Origin of the sequence: Roseovarius indicus (assembly GCF_008728195.1) — a bacterium.
GTDB classification, from domain to species: domain Bacteria; phylum Pseudomonadota; class Alphaproteobacteria; order Rhodobacterales; family Rhodobacteraceae; genus Roseovarius; species Roseovarius indicus.
The window spans coordinates 3092261-3109275 of sequence record NZ_CP031598.1 but is presented as its reverse complement, the minus strand read 5'-3'; the positions used below and the strand labels follow the sequence as shown (position 1 = coordinate 3109275).

Below are 17015 nucleotides of genomic sequence, written 5' to 3'. Positions count from 1 at the left end.
GCGTCTCGGCATGTTCCAGCAGACGGCACGGACGGCGGCGGAACATCTGTTCCCCGGCTCTGTTGACTCCCAATGACAGATGACACCCGGCAAGACAGCGATGCGGACGCCCGCAGCGCCCGCAAAGACAGCGCCGCCGCCGGAGCGGCGCGGCTGCGCGACCATATCGACCGGGGCGGGGCGGCCGACAAGGCCGCGGCCTGGGATCCGGCGGCCGCGCCCCTGGGCACCGATGACGAGGCCGCCGGAGCGCCGCCCACACGGGAGGAAGTGGCCGTCGCCGAGGACGCGGAACGCCATCGCGCCGCGCCCGCCGACCACAAGCCCGGACCGGGAGACCGACAGGGCGCTCGTCGGCGGCCGGGGGTGATGACGGTGATGGTTCTCGTGGTGAGCATCATCCTTGCGGTACTTCTCATTTACGGAGGTCTTTCATGACGCAGTATTCCGACGACCGGGTGCAGGATCAGCAGCCGGGGCTCGAACACGAGATGTCGCCGCCCCCGGAATACATGCCCCGATACCCGGGATCCGGGCGGCTCGAGGGCCGGGTCGCCTTGATCACCGGTGGCGATTCCGGGATCGGCCGGGCGGCGGCCGTGCTTTTCGCGAGAGAGGGCGCCAAGGTCGCCTTCCTCTATCTCGATGAAGACGACGATGCCCGGGAGACCCTCGAGGCAGTCCGCGCCGAAGGGGCCGACTGTATCGCGATCCGGGGCGATGTCGGCGACAAGCCGTGCTGTTTCGACGCCGTCGCCAGGGTCGTCGGAGAATGGGGCCGGCTCGACGTGCTTGTGAACAACGCCGCCGAGCAGCATGGGCAGGATGCGTTCGAGGACGTGTCGGAAGAGCAGATAGCGGCCACGTTCCGCACCAATATCTTCGGACAGATGTTCATGGTGCAGGCCGCGCTGCCGCATATGGGGGAAGGCGCGGCGATCGTGGCCACCACATCGGTGACGGCCTATCGGGGGGAGGATCTGCTGATCGACTATTCCGCCACGAAGGGGGCGATCCTGTCGTTCATCCGCGCGATGGCCCACAAGCTGGCGCCGCGCGGGATCCGGGTCAACGGCGTGGCGCCCGGTCCGATCTGGACACCACTGATCCCGGCGTCCTTCCCGCCGGAAAAGGTGGAGCGGTTCGGCAAATCCAGCACGCTCGGCCGCCCGGGGCAGCCCAACGAGGTGGCCCCCGCGATCCTGTTCCTGAGTTGTCGGGACAGCTCCTTCATGACCGGTCACGTGCTGCACCCGGACGGTGGCGAGGCCACCGCCGACTGAGGCCGGCGCGGCCTTGGTTCGCGCGGTTTCAGGCGGTGTCGAACAGGAACATCTGCGCGGCCGTTTTCGTTTTCTGTCAGGAACCCGAATGCGAGCCGCCAGACTGCTGGCGCGCCGCGAAAGGAGGACACCATGTCCAGAAGATCAGACGACCTGACCGAGCAGGACGCCCGCGACGAGCTGGCCCGCCAGTACCGTCAGAGGCGTCCGGGCCCCTACGGCTATGATGAACAGTTGGACAGGCCATGGGATTCCGCCGCCTACGTGGCCGGACGACACCCGGTCGCGGGCTACCCTTATCCCTGGCCGGTCCCGGTCTATCCGTCGCCCGAGCCCGGCCTGCCGACCGCGTATCCGGGCTACCCTCCCAGGGGGTCGGATTACGCGTATCGCCGGGCACCGCGCGGCTATGAGGACCGTGGCTTCCTTGCGCGCGCGGAAGACGAGGTGGCGTCGTGGTTCGGCGATGATGCGGCCCGGCAACGCCGCGAGGTCGACCATCGCGGGCGCGGGCCCAAGAGCTATGTCCGTTCCGACGTTCGCATCGAGGAGGATGTCAACGACCGGTTGACCGACGACCGGGAGGTCGATGCCACCGAGGTCAGCGTGGGCGTGAAAGACCGCGAGGTCACGCTTGACGGCACGGTGGACACGCGCCGGGCCAAACGCGCGGCCGAGGACTGTGCCGACAGCGTGTCGGGCGTGGTCCATGTTCAGAACAACCTCCGCGTAGGTCCGGCCGCGGCCTGACCGCTTCGGCGGGCGCCCATCGCGCCCGCCGTTTCATTCTCGCGGCCGGGGCGCCTGGCGGGCGCTCCGCTGCATATCCCTCTCAGCCAAATCATGCCGAGTGAGCGCCCGCGCGGGCCACGCCCGTTTCGGTCTGGAACATGTGCCGGTGGCTGTCGGTTTTTCCCTGAGTAGATCACCGCGCCGCCGACCGAAGACCGGCGGGGCGGGCCAAGCCCGAGAAAGGACATGATCATGACTCATCATCCCTCAACCCATGCCGCATCGACCCGCCGCCTCTGGACGGCGGCCGCCGCCGGCGCCCTGTGCCTGGGCGTGGCGGCGCCCATGGCCGTGGCGCAGAGTAGCGGGGCGGAGATGCCCGAGAAGGACATCACCTTTACCTCTGCCGAGGGCGAGGAGATCGGCACCGGCACGCTGACCGGCACCCCCGCCGGCGTGCTGATCGAGGTCGACCTGCAGAACCTGCCGGCCGATAGCTGGCACGGGTTTCACATCCACGAGAAAGGGGTGTGCGATGTCGAGAGCGGGTTCAAATCCGCAGGCGGGCATTTCAACGCCGGTGACACCGAGCACGGCCTGCTGGTCGAAGGCGGCGCGCATAGCGGCGACATGCCGAACCAGTATGTTTCGGCAGACGGCAAGCTGATCGCGCAGGTTCTGAACACCGCCGTGTCGATTGGCGGCGAGGCCGATGTTTCGGGCCGCGCCATCGTCATCCATGGCGGGGCGGACGACTACGAAAGCCAACCGTCCGGCGACGCCGGTGAACGGATCGCCTGTGCGGTCATCGAGTGATGGTTGCTATCCGGCCGGGTCGCGATAGGCGGCCCGGCCGGGTTTTTTTACGAATTCCGAAGGGATGGGCTCTGCCGTTGATTGACCGGCTGGCGTAGCCCGAGGCGCCTCAGACGTCGTCCGACAGTGGGGTCTGACCCTGCTTGCCCTGTTCCTGTGACAGGATGTTCCGCACCTCCCGCATCAGGGCTTCACGCTTTTCCCTGTTATCCGCGGGATCGGATTCAATCTTGCTCAGCTCGGTCAGGATCGACTTGAGGTACTGCTCGCGCGTGCCGGCGGAGTATCCCTCTTCCGCGAGGATGTCGTGAAGTTCCTCCGGGCCGATCCAGTCGCCGTGGCTTGCCTTCAGTCTCGTGATGTCGGGGGTGTCTGACATGGGCCTTTCCTTTCACCCCCAACCTTCTCTGGCGTGGCGATGTTCCATCAACGGGGCGCGGCCCGCGGAATGCGGCCGAGCGGAAACCAGCGCAGTCGGAGGTCGTTTCGTTAGGTGCAGCCGGGAACACTGATTACCTTTTAGAGACGAAGACCGGGAGAAAGGAAATTCCATGTCCTCGCTCAGAGTCCTGATCCTCGAAAACCAAAGCGTCGTCGCCCTTGACCTGGCATCGATCCTGGAGGCGCGTGGATGCGATCCGGTGATCGTCTGCGAGACGGCCGAACTGGCCGAGCGGAGCATCGACATTGCCGTTCCGGATGCCGGTGTTCTCGACATCGGGCTGGCAGAGCGGGATGCCTCCCTGGCCATCGCCACCCGGCTTGCCGGCAATGCCTGTCCGGTTCTGCTGCTTGCAGATGACATGGCGTTGCCGGAGCATCTTTCCGGGGCGCAGGGGGGGTGTCATCTTATCGAGAAACCTTTCAGCGATACTTGCTTTCTCAGCGCGTTCGATATGCTGACCGGGAAAATATCGCAGGGAGGCGTCGAAGGACCTTGCGGAGACGTCATGAGGCCCCAATCCTGATTGTCGCGGAGCATTGGCATGGCAGAAGACACACAGGACGAGGTGATCGCCTTTCTCGGCCGTCACGAGGGTGAGGGCGGTGGTCGGTGCGATCACGTCGAAACGCATGGCGCGCATGTCTTCCTGCAGGGCGATACGGCCCTGAAGATCAAGAAGGCCGTCCGCTATGATTACCTCGATTTCACCGCGCTTGAGACGCGCGAAAGGATGCTGCGCCGCGAACTGGACCTGAACCGGCCGGGCGCACCGCAGATCTATCGCGATGTCGTGGCGGTGACGCGTGACGGCGACCGTCTGGAGCTGGACGGGCCGGGGGCCCCGGTGGAATGGGTGCTGCGGATGTGGCGTTTCCCGAAGGAGAATGAGCTTTCGGCCGTGGCCGCACGCGGCGAATTGAGCGATGCGCTGGCGGATGACCTGGGCCGAGCCATCGCGGATTACCACGCCGATGCGCCTTTGCGCGAGGGCGACGGCGCCGACCGGATACAGGCGATCATCGAGGAGCTGGAGACCGCGTTCGGGGCGATGGGCGATGAGCTTGGCGGCAGCGAGGCGGATGCGTTCATCACGATGACAAAGGCCGAGTTCGGCCGGGTCGCGGCGCTTTTGCGGGAGCGGGCTGCCGGGGGGCATCTTCGGCGCTGCCACGGCGATTTGCATCTGCACAATCTCGTGCTGATCGACGGCCGGCCGGTTCTTTTCGATGCGCTCGAGTTCGACGAGGAGCTGGGCACCTGCGACGTGCTCTATGACCTGGCCTTTCTGGTCATGGACCTGCTGAACCGGGGCCTCGGCCGGCAGGCGAATATCGTCCTGAACGCGTGGCTGCATACAAATGGGGGGCGGCAGGATGAGGGGCTGGCCGCGCTTCCTCTCTTTGTGGCGTTGCGCGCCGGTATCCGGGCGATGGTGGCGGTGCAAACCGGTGCCGGTGAGCGAGAGGAGGTTCGGGCACAGGCCCGGGGGTATCTCGAGACGGGCCTGGCCGCGCTGGAGCCTTGCGAGGCACGGCTCGTGGCGATCGGCGGAATGTCCGGATCCGGCAAGTCGACGATCGGCCGGCGCCTGGCGCCGCAGATCGGCCGGATGCCGGGGGCCGTGCATCTGCGGAGCGACCTGGAGCGCAAGTCGCTTGCCGGCGTAGCCCCGAAAGACCGCTTGCCGGAGAGCGCTTATACGGCGGCCGCGTCCGATGCCGTGTACGATCGTCTCGCGGCGCGGGCGGCGGCCGTTCTGGCGACCGGGCAGAGCGTCATCCTCGATGCCACCTTCCTGACCCCGGTCGAGAGGACACACGCACGAGACCTGGCCGCGCAGGCAGGGGTGCCGTTCACGGGCATCTGGCTCGACGCGCCTGTGGAGGCATTGACGCGCAGGGTTGATGCAAGGGAAGGCGACGCCTCTGACGCCGACGCGTCCGTGGTGCGCAAGCAGGTGGAAAAGGATACGGGCCCGATTGACTGGCAGAGGGTAGAGGCCTCGGGCGACAGAGAAATCGTGGCCAAGGCGGTTTGGGAGCGGATCGTCAGTGCCGGCGGGTCGTCTCCCGCCGGTTCCCGAGACGACTGACCTTCCGATCTTCTTGAACGGCTTCAAGGGCCAGTCCTTCAATCAACATGGAACGTGATCGAAAGCCTGCGCGTTGAGGTAGTGGAGGCACTCATGAACCATTTGTCGCGACGGGGATTCCTGAAAGGGGGCGCGACTGCCGTGGCAGTCAGCGTGACCCCGCTTCACCAAGCCTTGGCCGGGCTTCAGACCGAGCGACAGACCCAGCCGCCCGGATGGCGTGAAAACGGCAATGTCCGCTTTCGCCAGGACGGCATTCCCAAGGTGACCGGGGACAAGGTCTTTGCGGTCGATATCCGGGCCAAAGACATGCCCGACTGGCCGGACGAACAGGCGCACGCCTTTCTCATACGGGTGCCTCGGGCGGATCGGGTCTTCGAGGGCGTGACGCTCGACCCGCTTGGCGAAGAGCTGCGCCCTGACGCCGTCGTGACGGCAGAGACGCTGCGCAACGATGGCGTCGAGATGGTCGAGCCGGACTTCTACGGGGCGTTCTTTCTTGAGCAGGGCAACGTGCCGGCCTACCTGGGGCAGCCCGTGGCGCTGTTGGTTTACCACGACTACGCGCGGTTTCGCGCGGCGCGGACAAGGTTCAAGTTCAACGAGGACGCGCTGGTCTGGGGCGATGCGGCCGAGCCGCCGGCGCGCACGCCCTATGGCGCCACCCGTTACGTCCGGATCGGCGGGAAGACGCGGGAGGCCGAGGATCGTTTCTCGCCCCTCAAGAACGGCACGATCTTCGCCGGGTTCGAAAACGGCGAGGCGGATTGGCCGGACGAGGACAGCGAAGGCGATGTCGGCGGCAAGGCCATGGCCCTGGCCGGTGAGTTGCGGTCTGAGCTGGAAAATCCCCCCGAAGGCTGGAATGTCTACCGCCGCAAGTATCGCTCGCAATATGTCGATCCCGCGGCGCTCGAGCCCGATAACGGCAACGCGTGGTACGATACGGCCACGGGCCGCCTTCACGTGGTGACGGGCACCCAGTCGCCCTGGACCAATGCCGACCACATCGAAAGAATGGTCAGCGCCAGCCGTTTCGATCTGACCGAGCTGCGTTTTCATCCCGGCTACACCGTGGGCTATGGCCAGAAAGAACACCACGTTCATCCCTATTACGTCGCCATGGCGGCCCTCTACGGCGACGGGCGCCCGGTGCGACTGGCGCTCGACCGGTGGGAGCATTTCCAAAGCGCGCTGAAGCGCCATCCGTTCGATACCGATATCACGCTCGCCGTCGACCGCGAGACGGGCGAGTTTCGCAGCCTGGCCGCCGACCAGCGGGCCGATGGCGGCGGGGTGATGAATTTCAGCCCGTCGGTCGGTCAGGTGTCCGCGACGGCGCTGCAATCCATCTACTACCTGCCGAAAAGCGATCTCGCCGTGCAGGTCGATGCCTCGCGGGCGCCCACCGCCGGTTCGATGCGCGGCTACGGCACGCTGCAAAGCATGGTCGCGATGGAACTGATGGTCGACGAGGTGGCAGAGGATCTGGGGCGCGACCCGATCGAGCTGCGCCGGATCAACGCCTTCCGGACCGGCAACAAGAACACCCAGGGCGCCATTCCGGGCGGGCATCTTCGGGCCGCCGAAATGCTCGAAGCCGCTGCGGCCGACCCGATCTGGACCGAACGTGCCGAGAAAAAGAAGGCGTTCGAGGCCGAGAACCCTGGCTATCGCTACGGTGTCGGCTTCTCCTGCGTGCAGAAGGATTACGGCACCGGGGCGGAGGCGGCTCTCGTGCAGCTCGAGCTCTCGCCAGACGGCCACCTGCACATGCGGCACGTGGCCTCGGAAATCGGCTGCGGTGCGACCACGTCGCAGATGCTGGTGACCGAAGCGCATCTTGGCAAGCCGGCCGACAGCGTCGATTTCGCCGTCACGGATTGGCCCAGCCTGCCGCTGGAGGCCAATAACGAACCGTACACGATGAGCCAGGACACGCAGGACAGGCTGGCGGAAAACCCCCGCTGGGTGCCGCGCATCACGTCGCCCCGCAGCGCCTCGAACTCTGCCTATTACTTCACCCACGCCACCACGGAAGCGGCGCGGCTGCTGTTCGAACTGGGCCTGTGGAAAGCCGCTCTCAGCTTCTGGCGCGAAGGTATCGGGGGCGGGCAGGCGGGCCCGTTGCACGTGCGCCGGGAAGAGGCGGAGTGGCGCGACGGGCACCTGGTGGCCGGCGGGCTGAACCCGCTTCCGCTGGAAGACCTGGCGCGCCGCGCCCACGAGCGGGGTTACATCACCGGCGTCACGGTGCACACGTTCAATCGCTGGGCCTGGGCCCGGGCGGAATTCGAGGTCGAGGGCGAGCGGTTCGAGGCTCCGATCGACGCGCTTTCCGTCCGCTGGGGCGAGGGGGCCGATTCCGGGAAGCGGGCGGCCATGACCGATGGGGGCTATGCCTTCCAACCGCGCCAGCGTGTCGAATACCCGCCCACGCAGCGCAACAATGCCGCCGTCACCTACTATGCGCCCTGCGCGACGCTGGTGGAGCTTTCGGTCAATCCCGGTTCGGGAGAGGTCAAGGTGCTCAACCACCGGTCCTGGCTGGAATGCGGCCGGCAGATCGTGCCGGAGCTGGTCTCGGGGCAGATACAGGGCGGCATCGCCATGGGCATCGGCCACGCGCTCTACGAAGAGATGCCGCCTTATGAAGACGGGCCCGGCAACGGCACCTGGAACTTCAGCCGCTACCGTCTGCCCCGCGCCGAGGATGTCGCGGTCTGGGCGCAAAGCGCCACGGTGCTCGAGCCCCTGTCGCCCACCGACCCGCCGAAGGGGATTGCGGAGGTGGTGATGATCCCGGTGGTGGCGGCGATCGGCAATGCCGTGCATCACGCCATCGGCCACAGGTTCGACCGCACGCCGATCACGCCCGAAAGGATTAAGGAGGTCACGGCATGAGCGCCATGATGACCGTTTCCATGACGATCAACGGCACCGAGACCGAGCCGGTGGAGGTGCCCGAAGACCTGATGCTGCTGGAGTTCCTGCAGGAATACCTCAACCTGACCGGCACGCGCTATGGCTGCGGGCAGGGGGTCTGCCGCGCCTGCGCCGTCATCCATGACGGCCCACGGGGCGCCCGGGTGGTGCCGGCCTGTGTCACCGGTGTGGCCTGGGCCGACGGACGCGCGTTCAGGACCGTCGAAGGGCATGCCGAGCATGATGCGGACGGCAATGTCACCGCGGTGACGCCGGTTCAGCAGGCGTTTCTCGATCACTTCTCCTTCCAGTGCTCCTATTGCACGCCCGGCTTCGTCGCCGCGGCGCAGGCCCTGGTCGAGCGGCTGGAAGTCGATCCCGTGCCGGCGGAAGACGTCGAGGGCGTCGTGCTGGAGGCGCTGAACGAAAACATCTGCCGCTGCACCGGCTATGTCCGCTACCTCGAGGCGACACGCGACGTGATCCTTGCGACACCCGGCCTGACGAGCGGCGACGGCCGGGCGGAGGGAAGCTGATGCGCACCCTGTTTCGCGTCCTGGCCGGGCTCGTTCTGCTTGGCGTCATCGTTGCCGTGGTCATCTTTTTCGGGTTCACCGGGGCCGGGCCCGTGCCCCCGGCCAGCCGCGATCTCGAGGCGCTGGATGACGAGGCAAGGGCCGAGATGGTTGCGCTGGGCGAATACGTCGCCAAGGCCGGCGATTGCGCCGCCTGCCACGAGAGCGAGGATGGGCTGGCGCTTGCCGGGGGCACGCCGATGGAAACGCCCATGGGCACGGTCTACGGCACCAACATCACCCCGTCAGAGACCCACGGTATCGGCGACTATTCACCCGACGATCTCTATCGCGCGATGGTCTACGGTATCGCGCCCGGCGAGCGGCGGCTCTATCCGGCCATGCCCTACACCTCCTACCATGCGGTGTCTCGCGAGGATATCGACGCCCTCTACGTCTATCTCATGGCGCAGGACCCGGTGGAGAAGCCGAACCGCGATGCCGACATGGCCTTCCCGTTCAACATTCGGCCCCTGGTCGCCTTCTGGAACCTGATCTATCGGCCCGACCCGCCAGAGGAGCCGGGCCCCGGATTGTCGGGAGGCGACAGGCTGGCCGACGCCGGGCGCGGGGCGTACCTGGTTGATGTGCTGGGCCATTGCGGGGAATGCCACACGCCCCGCAACCTCGCCTTTGCCAAGACGGGCGAGCATCTGGGCGGCACGGTGATCGAAGGCGCCGTCGCCCCCGATATCACGCCGCAGGGGCTGGCCGGCCGGGGCTGGACCGAGGCGGACCTGTCGCAGTTCCTCTCGACCGGTTTGTCGCCGCAGGGCGTGATGACGTTCCGCATGTTTCCGGTGCTCAGCCACTCGACCAAGTACCTGCCCGAGCGCGATATCGAGGCGGTCTCGGCCTACCTGGCGCAAGAGATGCCGGAGCCGTCCGAGCCGCCCTCCGATCCCGGCGCCATCGACGCGCACCCCGACGGCCACCGGCTGTATGTCGGGCTTTGCGCCGGGTGTCACGGCACGAACGGGAGCGGCCAGCCCTCCGGCTCTGTCGCGATGGTGGGCAACACCACCTTGATGCTGGACAACCCGCTGAACCTGCAGCGCGTGATCCGGGAGGGGATTCCGGCCCGGCAGCTGAGCGGTCATCTGAGGATGCAGGAAATGCCCGCATTCGATACCACCCTCGCCGAGGCGGAACTGGAAGACCTGAGCGGCTATCTGCGTGCCCGCTGGGGCGCGGAGGCAATGCAAGGCGAATAGGCAGGAAGCCCGGCGCTGCGGGTTCGCCCGCTCAAACGCCGGCGCGCATCTCTTCCACGACGACCTTTCCCGCAAGCGGCACCACGACCCGGAAATGCCGGGCCTGGAGCACGTCCTGAACCCGGCTGGGCCGGTAGGACACCCAGTTCACGCCACCCGCATGGCGCACGCTGTCATAGGCGATGCCGTCATGCGGGCCCGCCCTGACGGAGCGGCCGAAGACCTGGGTCGCCGGATAGTTCGCGGGGTCCGGATTGTGCAGGTCGGGGCGCGTGCCGCGGATGTCGACGAAGTCACCCTCGAGGCGCGCGGTGTATTCGCGCAACTCCTCGGTCTTCTGCTCCAGCGCGCTGAGCGCGATCTCGCGGCGGATGCCGTTGACCACCTCCAGGACAGACGTCTGCAGCGCGCTCGCGGCATACCAGGCACCGAGGTCCGGCCCGGCAAAGCAGGTGCCCTGTTGCGCGCCGTGCAGGAACGCGGCCATGACGACGCTGGCATTGGCGCGACCGTAGACCCACTCGGTTTCCGGCAGCCGCCTGAGGCGCGGCGCCACGAGGCGGTCATTGGTCCAGCCCTCGAGTTCAAGGACGGGTTCGAGATCGCGCGGGCTTGTCACCGTTTCGAACGCGTCGATCGGCGGGAAGCGCGAGGGGATGAGGCGGTGCGTGCGCTCCGGCGCGCGGCAAAGGCGCGTCACGTGAAGACGATGTCGGTGTCGCGCACGGGCTCGATATCGGCGCCCTCGCCGGGGCCGCCGCGCAGCCCGCCGCGCCAGCCGTCGAGGTAGCGACGCACGGTGAGGATGCCGTCGAGCCCGCCTTCGATCATCACGTCGAGCGGGGCCTGCCCGCCGAAGACCTCGCCCCGATGCGGCCCCTTGAGCCAGGTCATCGCCTCGGCCTCGACCGGGAACAGGATGCCCAGGGCCTTGTGAATGCCGAGAATGCCGGAGATCCGCGTCAGCGTGTCGAGCGGCAGCGCCAGGGATGCCTCTGCGCGCGCCTTCTTGACCCACTCGTGATAGGTGGAGTTCGAGGGCTCGCCCAGAAGCGCCACCCGGTCGCGCGTCGGGATGCCGTAGCGGTCGGCGATGGCCAGGAAGGTCCGCAGGCCCGGGCCGCTCACACGGCGGCGCGCCGCCGTGTCGATCCGCTGCGGGACGGGTTCCGCCCCGGCTTGCTCGGGGAGCTGAAGAATGGTCATGTCGGGCCTCCGTTCTTATTTGGATATGTAGTCCAAATCCGGACATTCGGCAAGGGCGAGGGGGCATGGGGCGGCGCTGCGCGTGATGCAAGCGGACGAAGGGTTGCAGTCAGACCTTCGCCGCATGCATGGATTGAAACGTGGTCCTACGCAGGGCTCTTGAAGCCATGGCTGTTGCATTTGCGTGCGCGGCGCGCGACGATAGACGGCCATCGCGCAGTCTGGCGGCCCTCCGTCATAGCCGAAACCGCAGGCCTGGGTTCGACACCTTACGATGCGCGCGAGTAGCGCACGCCGTCTGGCACGTGTTGATCCAGGACGGACGCGATCATGCGGGTCAAGGACCGGCCCTCCGGTGCTATTGTGATGCGCCGTCCCGTCAGCTCCGTGAACGGTGCGAAACGCGCCGCCATCTCGTTCAAGCAAGGCAGAAGCTCGCAGGCGCGGGGGCCGAATTCCCGGCTCAGATCGTCGAGATCCAGCGCGAAGGTACACATCAGCTGCTCGATCGCGCGTGCGCGCAGATGATCGTCATGGGTCATCCGGTAACCGCGGGAGCCGGGAAAGACACCTTCTGCGATCCGCTGCTTGTAGGCCGCCGTTGCGGGCGCGTTCTGCACGTAGCCACCCGGCAAGCGAGAGATCGACGAGGCGCCGAGCCCGATGAGCGTCTGGCAGGAATCGGCGGTGTAGCCCTGGAAATTGCGGCGCAGGCGTCCTGCTTCGAGCGCTTTCGACAGGTCATCCCCGGGGCGTGCGAAATGGTCGATTCCGATGGCGGTCAGACCGGCCTCGACAAAGCGTTCGCCGGCACGCCTGGCGAGATGGTAGCGCGACAGATCCCCCGGAAGCGCGTCTTCGTCGATCAGCTTCTGCCGTTTGGAAACCCAGGGCACGTGCGCGTAACCGAAAAGGGCAACGCGGTCCGGCGCAAAGGTCAGAACCTTGTCGATGGTGTCCTCGATACGCGCGAGGGTCTGATGCGGCAGGCCATAGACGAGGTCGGTGTTGAGAGAGCTGATGCCCGCCGCGCGCAGGTCTTCGACGCAAGCGCGCGTGACGTCGAACGGCTGCAGGCGGCCAATGGCTTGTTGAACCTCCGGATCGAAGTCCTGAATGCCGATCGACGCGCGGGTCATGCCTTCTGCGGCCAGGGCATCTATCTTGGCGCGGTCTACCATGGTCGGGTCGATCTCGACCGAGAAGTCGAAGACGTCAGCAGGGGGAAACACGCGGCGTATCGCTCGGACGAGGCGATGGATCAATGCCGGCGGCAGGATCGTCGGCGTTCCGCCGCCCCAGTGCAGGCTGCCCATTTCCAGGCCGGACGGCAAGGTCGCGCGCACCATCTCGAGTTCCGCCTCGAGCGTCTCGATGTAGCTTTCCACCGGGCCAAGGGTTTTCGTTCCTTGAGTGTGGCAGGCGCAGAACCAGCACAGGCGCTCGCAGAACGGGATGTGAATGTAGACCGATACGGGGTCTTTCGGGTCGAGCGTTGCAAGCGCGGTGCTTTGAAAGGACGCGCCGGTATCGGGCGAGAAGACCGCCGCGGTCGGATAGGACGTGTACCGCGGCACACGCGCATCGAACAGGCCAAGTGCCTTGAGGGTTTCCATATGTTCCATGCCGCCTTCCTAAACGGACGGAGCGTGAGAACTTTGCCGCAGATCAAACTTCATGGCTCAATTCGGGTTCTTGACGTCAGGAACACGCAGGCTCTCGCGCATCCCGAGATCGCGTCTTGAATTGTCGATCACGGTTTTGTTACGCTGCCTAAAGATTGGGCATCCGCATTCAAGATCACGCTCAATCGGGGAGGCAGCATTGTCAGATCGACATGCCACTGAACCTGATCCCGCGCCTCGCCGCGTTTCGCGAGGCAGGGAACTGACCAATTTCATGATTCTGGCGTTCGGTATCTGGCCCGTGGTGGCCGTCGGGGCCGTTGGCGGCTACGGCTTCCTTGTCTGGATGTACCAGCTTGTGGCCGGTCCGCCGGGGCCGGGGGGGCACTGAGCCGCCGTGGCGGCAGAGACCGCCATATCCCGCCGCGACCTGTTGCGCGGTCGCCCGCAACCCGGGCCGTTCCGGGCCCGGCCGCCGGGCGTGACGCGGCAGTCGCTGGCCGCCTGCACATCCTGCGGTGCCTGCGCCGATGCCTGCCCGGAGAAGATTCTCGACATTGTCGAGGATGGCGTGACGCTCAGGCCGGAAGCCGGGGAATGCACCTTCTGCGGGGCCTGCGCCGAGGCCTGCCCCGAGGATGTCTTTGCCGACAACCGGCGGATGGCGCACGTGATGCAGATCTCCGGCGATTGCCTGGCAAAGGCGGGGGTCGCCTGCATGACCTGTCGCGACGTCTGCCCCGAAAGCGCCATCGCCATGCGCCCCCGGATCGGCGGGCCCTTCCTGCCTGAACTCGATACCGAAAACTGCACGGGCTGCGCGGCCTGCTCGGCCGCGTGCCCGGCGGATGCCATTCACGCCGTGGAAAGGGAGCCTGAGAATGTCTGACCCGCGCTGGCACGTATCCTCTGCCGTGGTGACGGTTGCCGACGGGGCCTGGCAGGAGGTGCGCCGCCTGGTCGAGGCGATCGACGGGGTCGAGGTGCATGGCGGCGACGACACGCGCCTGATCGTGACGATCGAAGGAACGAGCACCGGGCAGCTTGGCGACAAGCTGACCGAGATCAACCTGATGGAGGGCGTTCTGGCGGCCAACATGGTCTTCGAGCACGCCGAGGAACCGGAGGAGACGACATGCCACTCGACCTGACCCGACGCCAGCTTCTCAAGGCGCATGCCGCCGCCCTCGCGGCCTCGGCGGCCGGCCTGTCGCAAGAGGCCGTCGCCCAACCCGTCGAGGGCGGGGTCGAGGCCCTCAAGATCAACTGGTCGAAGGCGCCCTGCCGGTTCTGCGGCACCGGCTGCGGCGTGATGGTGGGCGTCAAGGAGGGCAAGGTCGTCGCCACCCACGGCGACATGCAGCACGAGGTCAACCGCGGGCTGAACTGTGTGAAGGGCTATTTCCTGTCCAAGATCATGTATGGCGAAGACCGCCTGACCACCCCGCTGATGCGCAAGCGGAACGGCCGGTTCGACAAGGAGGGCGAGTTCGAGCCGGTGAGCTGGGACGAGGCGTTCGACGTCATGGCGGACCGCGTCAAGCAGCAGCTTGCCGAGAAGGGGCCCGAGAGCATCGGCATGTTCGGCTCGGGCCAGTGGACGGTGATGGAGGGCTATGCCGCCTCCAAGCTGATGCGGGCGGGGTTCCGGTCGAACAACCTCGACCCGAACGCCCGGCACTGCATGGCCTCGGCGGCGGCGGCCTTCATGCGGAGCTTCGGCATCGACGAGCCGATGGGGTGCTACGACGATTTCGAACATGCCGACGCCTTCGTGCTGTGGGGCTCGAACATGGCCGAGATGCACCCGATCCTCTGGACCCGTCTGGCCGACCGCCGGCTCGGCACGCCGGGGGTGAAATGCGCGGTGCTGTCGACCTTCACGCACCGGTCGATGGACCTGGCCGACATTCCGATGGTGTTCAAGCCGGGCACCGACCTTGCGATCCTCAACTACATCGCCAACCACATCATCCAGACCGGCCGCGTGAACGAGGAATTCGTCTCGAACCACACGACCTTCATGAAGGGCGAGACGGATATCGGCTATGGCCTGCGCGACGATCATCCGCTGCAGATGGCCGCCGAGGGGGCCGGCAATGCCGGGCTGATGGAGCCGTCGGATTTCGAGGCGTTCAAGGCGCATGTCGCCGAGTACACGCTGGACTATGTCAGCGAGCTATCGGGGGTCGAGCCGGGTTTCCTCGAGGAGCTGGCCGAGCTTTACGCCGACCCCGACACCAAGGTGATGTCGCTCTGGACGATGGGGTTCAACCAGCATGTGAGGGGCGTCTGGGCCAACCAGATGGTCTATAACATCCACCTGCTGACCGGGAAGATCTCGGAGCCGGGCAATTCGCCCTTCTCGCTGACCGGGCAGCCCTCGGCCTGCGGCACGGCGCGGGAGGTGGGCACCTTCGCGCACCGCCTGCCGGCCGACATGGTGGTGACCAATCCCGAGCATGTGGAACATGCCGAGGAAATCTGGAAGCTGCCGCACGGGCTGCTGAACACCAAGCCGGGCTTCCATGCCGTGCAGCAGGACCGGATGCTCAAGGACGGGGTGCTGAATTTCTACTGGGTGCAGGTGAACAACAACCTGCAGGCCGCGCCCAATTCGCAGAAAGAAACCTACCAGGGCTATCGCAACCCCGAGAACATGATCGTGGTCTCCGACGCCTACCCGACGGTGACGGCGATGGCGGCCGACATCATCCTGCCGGCGGCGATGTGGGTCGAGAAGGAGGGCGTCTACGGCAATGCCGAGCGGCGCACGCACGCCTGGCACCAGCTTGTCGACGCGCCGGGCGAGGCGCGGTCGGACCTGTGGCAGCTGGCGGAGTTTTCCAAGCGCTTCACCACCGACGAGGTCTGGCCCGAGGAGATCCTGAACGCCAACCCCGAGTACCGGGGCCGGACGATCTTCGACGTGGTCTTCGCCAATGGACAGGTCGATGCCTATCCGCTCGAAGACATGCCGGAGGACTACGCCAACCACGAGGCGGAGGATTTCGGCTTCTACATCCAGAAAGGGCTGTTCGAGGAATACGCCGCCTTCGGGCGCGGGCACGGGCACGACCTTGCCCCCTACGACACCTACCAGAGCGACGAGGTGCGCGGCCTGCGCTGGCCGGTGGTCGACGGGGAGGAGACCAAGTGGCGCTTCCGCGAGGGCTACGACCCCTACGTGACCGAGGGCGCCGGCGTGGAGTTCTACGGCAAGCCCGACGGGCGGGCGGTGATCATTTCCGTCCCCTACGAGCCGCCGGCCGAAAGCCCGGATGACGAGTTCGACATGTGGCTGGTGACAGGCCGGGTGCTCGAACACTGGCATTCCGGCTCGATGACCATGCGGGTGCCCGAGCTCTACAAGGCCTTCCCCGGCGCGAAGGTGTTCATGAACGCCATCGACGCGCGGGAACGGGGCCTCAACCAGGGGATGGAGGTGCGGGTGATCTCGCGCCGGGGCGAGATCCGCAGCCGGGTCGAGACGCGCGGCCGCAACCGCATGCCCTCGGGCGTGATCTTCGTGCCGTGGTTCGACGCCAGCCAGCTCATCAACAAGGTGACGCTGGACGCGACCGACCCGATCTCGAAACAGACGGACTTCAAGAAATGCGCCGTGCGCGTGGAGCCGGTGTGATGACGCAGTTTCGCCTGACCGCCATCTTCGCCGCCTGCCTGGCCGGGAGTTTCGTGTTTGCCCAGAGCGTGCCGGAACTGTCCGGCCCGTCCCCCGACCCGATGGAGCCTGTTCCGGCCGCACCGCTGGAACGCTTCGTCACCGATGACGTGCGCCAGATGCGGGCCTATCCCGAGCAGCCGCCCGTGATCCCCCATTCGATCACCGGCTACCAACTGTCGGTCAACGCCAACCGCTGCATGTCGTGCCACAAGCGCGAACATACCGAAGGCTCGGGCGCGCCGATGATCTCGATCACCCATTACATGACTCGCGAGGGGCAGATGCTGGCCGATGTCTCGCCGCGGCGGTATTTCTGCACCCAGTGTCACGTGCCGCAGGCCGACACGGCGCCGCTGATCGAAAACACCTTCACCGACATGTCCGAAATGGGTGCCACCGGCGCCGGGAGCGAATGAC

At 66.5% G+C, this 17015-nt stretch carries 18 protein-coding genes; 14 read left to right on the top strand and 4 right to left on the bottom strand.

What is annotated here, in order from left to right; genetic code table 11:
• Nucleotides 1-72: 72 nt before the first annotated feature.
• The 4 genes from RIdsm_RS14805 to RIdsm_RS14790 all read left to right on the top strand — a co-directional run bounded on the left by RIdsm_RS14805 (nucleotide 73) and on the right by RIdsm_RS14790 (nucleotide 2831).
• The gene (locus RIdsm_RS14805; protein ID WP_057816074.1) at nucleotides 73-438 is read left to right on the top strand and encodes a hypothetical protein; all 366 of its coding nucleotides are present in this window, start codon (nucleotides 73-75) and stop codon (nucleotides 436-438) included.
• Nucleotides 435-1283, top strand: a complete 849-nt coding sequence (locus RIdsm_RS14800; RefSeq protein ID WP_057816075.1) for an SDR family oxidoreductase — start codon at nucleotides 435-437, stop codon at nucleotides 1281-1283. The genes RIdsm_RS14805 and RIdsm_RS14800 overlap by 4 nt, the downstream gene beginning before the upstream one ends.
• A 132-nt stretch (nucleotides 1284-1415) precedes the next feature.
• Nucleotides 1416-2033 (top strand): BON domain-containing protein, encoded by a 618-nt coding sequence (locus RIdsm_RS14795; RefSeq protein ID WP_057816078.1) that lies wholly within the window; start codon nucleotides 1416-1418, stop codon nucleotides 2031-2033.
• A 234-nt stretch (nucleotides 2034-2267) separates the two neighbouring features.
• Complete coding sequence (locus tag RIdsm_RS14790) at nucleotides 2268-2831, top strand: superoxide dismutase family protein (protein WP_082647385.1); 564 nt, start codon at nucleotides 2268-2270, stop codon at nucleotides 2829-2831.
• A 109-nt stretch (nucleotides 2832-2940) separates the two neighbouring features.
• On the opposite strand, the gene RIdsm_RS14785 is transcribed toward RIdsm_RS14790, so the two are convergent.
• Nucleotides 2941-3210 carry a hypothetical protein gene (locus tag RIdsm_RS14785; protein WP_057816080.1) on the bottom strand — a complete coding sequence of 90 codons (270 nt, stop codon included), beginning with the start codon at nucleotides 3208-3210 and terminating at the stop codon, nucleotides 2941-2943.
• A 172-nt stretch (nucleotides 3211-3382) separates the two neighbouring features.
• On the opposite strand from RIdsm_RS14785, the gene RIdsm_RS14780 reads away from it, so the two are divergent.
• The 5 genes from RIdsm_RS14780 (at nucleotide 3383) to RIdsm_RS14760 (ending at nucleotide 10082) form a co-directional block, all read left to right on the top strand.
• The gene (locus RIdsm_RS14780) at nucleotides 3383-3799 is read left to right on the top strand and encodes an ANTAR domain-containing protein (RefSeq protein ID WP_057816083.1); all 417 of its coding nucleotides are present in this window, start codon (nucleotides 3383-3385) and stop codon (nucleotides 3797-3799) included.
• An 18-nt stretch (nucleotides 3800-3817) separates the two neighbouring features.
• Complete coding sequence (locus tag RIdsm_RS14775; RefSeq protein WP_057816085.1) at nucleotides 3818-5368, top strand: bifunctional aminoglycoside phosphotransferase/ATP-binding protein; 1551 nt, start codon at nucleotides 3818-3820, stop codon at nucleotides 5366-5368.
• 141 nt (nucleotides 5369-5509) lie between these two features.
• The gene (locus tag RIdsm_RS14770; protein ID WP_201455566.1) at nucleotides 5510-8272 is read left to right on the top strand and encodes a xanthine dehydrogenase family protein molybdopterin-binding subunit; all 2763 of its coding nucleotides are present in this window, start codon (nucleotides 5510-5512) and stop codon (nucleotides 8270-8272) included.
• Nucleotides 8269-8829 carry a (2Fe-2S)-binding protein gene (locus RIdsm_RS14765; protein WP_057816089.1) on the top strand — a complete coding sequence of 187 codons (561 nt, stop codon included), beginning with the start codon at nucleotides 8269-8271 and terminating at the stop codon, nucleotides 8827-8829. The genes RIdsm_RS14770 and RIdsm_RS14765 overlap by 4 nt, the downstream gene beginning before the upstream one ends.
• Entirely contained in the window at nucleotides 8829-10082 is a 1254-nt protein-coding gene (locus RIdsm_RS14760; protein ID WP_057816091.1) for a c-type cytochrome, read from the top strand. The genes RIdsm_RS14765 and RIdsm_RS14760 overlap by 1 nt, the downstream gene beginning before the upstream one ends.
• Before the next feature lie 31 nt (nucleotides 10083-10113).
• Here the strand turns inward: RIdsm_RS14760 and RIdsm_RS14755 are convergent, their stop codons facing one another.
• From RIdsm_RS14755 to hemN, 3 genes are all read right to left on the bottom strand, one after another.
• Nucleotides 10114-10782: an RES family NAD+ phosphorylase gene (locus tag RIdsm_RS14755; RefSeq protein ID WP_057816093.1), complete on the bottom strand. Its 669-nt coding sequence runs from the start codon at nucleotides 10780-10782 to the stop codon at nucleotides 10114-10116.
• On the bottom strand, nucleotides 10779-11288 hold the full coding sequence (locus RIdsm_RS14750; RefSeq protein WP_082647379.1) for an MbcA/ParS/Xre antitoxin family protein: 510 nt from the start codon (nucleotides 11286-11288) through the stop codon (nucleotides 10779-10781). The genes RIdsm_RS14755 and RIdsm_RS14750 overlap by 4 nt, the downstream gene beginning before the upstream one ends.
• Nucleotides 11289-11557: 269 nt before the next feature.
• Nucleotides 11558-12913, bottom strand: coding sequence for an oxygen-independent coproporphyrinogen III oxidase (hemN, locus tag RIdsm_RS14745; RefSeq protein WP_057816095.1), 1356 nt, complete (start codon nucleotides 12911-12913; stop codon nucleotides 11558-11560).
• A gap of 274 nt (nucleotides 12914-13187) precedes the next feature.
• Here hemN and RIdsm_RS30515 point away from each other — a divergent pair, with 274 nt between their 5' ends.
• The 5 genes from RIdsm_RS30515 to RIdsm_RS14720 are packed head-to-tail and all read left to right on the top strand — an operon-like array spanning nucleotide 13188 to nucleotide 17014.
• A complete protein-coding gene (locus RIdsm_RS30515) occupies nucleotides 13188-13304 on the top strand; it encodes a periplasmic nitrate reductase, NapE protein (RefSeq protein ID WP_236553223.1) in 117 nt (38 codons plus the stop codon).
• 6 nt (nucleotides 13305-13310) lie between these two features.
• Complete coding sequence (locus RIdsm_RS14735; RefSeq protein ID WP_057816100.1) at nucleotides 13311-13802, top strand: 4Fe-4S binding protein; 492 nt, start codon at nucleotides 13311-13313, stop codon at nucleotides 13800-13802.
• On the top strand, nucleotides 13795-14064 hold the full coding sequence (locus tag RIdsm_RS14730; protein ID WP_057816102.1) for a chaperone NapD: 270 nt from the start codon (nucleotides 13795-13797) through the stop codon (nucleotides 14062-14064). The genes RIdsm_RS14735 and RIdsm_RS14730 overlap by 8 nt, the downstream gene beginning before the upstream one ends.
• Entirely contained in the window at nucleotides 14049-16556 is a 2508-nt protein-coding gene (gene napA, locus RIdsm_RS14725; protein ID WP_057816104.1) for a periplasmic nitrate reductase subunit alpha, read from the top strand. The genes RIdsm_RS14730 and napA overlap by 16 nt, the downstream gene beginning before the upstream one ends.
• Nucleotides 16556-17014, top strand: coding sequence for a nitrate reductase cytochrome c-type subunit (locus RIdsm_RS14720; RefSeq protein ID WP_057816106.1), 459 nt, complete (start codon nucleotides 16556-16558; stop codon nucleotides 17012-17014). The genes napA and RIdsm_RS14720 overlap by 1 nt, the downstream gene beginning before the upstream one ends.
• The last annotated feature ends 1 nt before the right edge of the window (nucleotide 17015 follow it).

What these genes read in the sequence shown, in the direction of transcription:
- RIdsm_RS14805 (WP_057816074.1), top strand. Translation starts at nt 73, where the DNA reads ATGACAGATGACACCCGGCAAGACAGCGATGCGGACGCCCGCAGCGCC.
- RIdsm_RS14800 (WP_057816075.1), top strand. Translation starts at nt 435, where the DNA reads ATGACGCAGTATTCCGACGACCGGGTGCAGGATCAGCAGCCGGGGCTC.
- RIdsm_RS14795 (WP_057816078.1), top strand. Translation starts at nt 1,416, where the DNA reads ATGTCCAGAAGATCAGACGACCTGACCGAGCAGGACGCCCGCGACGAG.
- RIdsm_RS14790 (WP_082647385.1), top strand. Translation starts at nt 2,268, where the DNA reads ATGACTCATCATCCCTCAACCCATGCCGCATCGACCCGCCGCCTCTGG.
- RIdsm_RS14785 (WP_057816080.1), bottom strand. Translation starts at nt 3,210, where the DNA reads ATGTCAGACACCCCCGACATCACGAGACTGAAGGCAAGCCACGGCGAC.
- RIdsm_RS14780 (WP_057816083.1), top strand. Translation starts at nt 3,383, where the DNA reads ATGTCCTCGCTCAGAGTCCTGATCCTCGAAAACCAAAGCGTCGTCGCC.
- RIdsm_RS14775 (WP_057816085.1), top strand. Translation starts at nt 3,818, where the DNA reads ATGGCAGAAGACACACAGGACGAGGTGATCGCCTTTCTCGGCCGTCAC.
- RIdsm_RS14765 (WP_057816089.1), top strand. Translation starts at nt 8,269, where the DNA reads ATGAGCGCCATGATGACCGTTTCCATGACGATCAACGGCACCGAGACC.
- RIdsm_RS14760 (WP_057816091.1), top strand. Translation starts at nt 8,829, where the DNA reads ATGCGCACCCTGTTTCGCGTCCTGGCCGGGCTCGTTCTGCTTGGCGTC.
- RIdsm_RS14750 (WP_082647379.1), bottom strand. Translation starts at nt 11,288, where the DNA reads ATGACCATTCTTCAGCTCCCCGAGCAAGCCGGGGCGGAACCCGTCCCG.
- hemN (WP_057816095.1), bottom strand. Translation starts at nt 12,913, where the DNA reads ATGGAACATATGGAAACCCTCAAGGCACTTGGCCTGTTCGATGCGCGT.
- RIdsm_RS30515 (WP_236553223.1), top strand. Translation starts at nt 13,188, where the DNA reads ATGATTCTGGCGTTCGGTATCTGGCCCGTGGTGGCCGTCGGGGCCGTT.
- RIdsm_RS14730 (WP_057816102.1), top strand. Translation starts at nt 13,795, where the DNA reads ATGTCTGACCCGCGCTGGCACGTATCCTCTGCCGTGGTGACGGTTGCC.
- napA (WP_057816104.1), top strand. Translation starts at nt 14,049, where the DNA reads ATGCCACTCGACCTGACCCGACGCCAGCTTCTCAAGGCGCATGCCGCC.
- RIdsm_RS14720 (WP_057816106.1), top strand. Translation starts at nt 16,556, where the DNA reads ATGACGCAGTTTCGCCTGACCGCCATCTTCGCCGCCTGCCTGGCCGGG.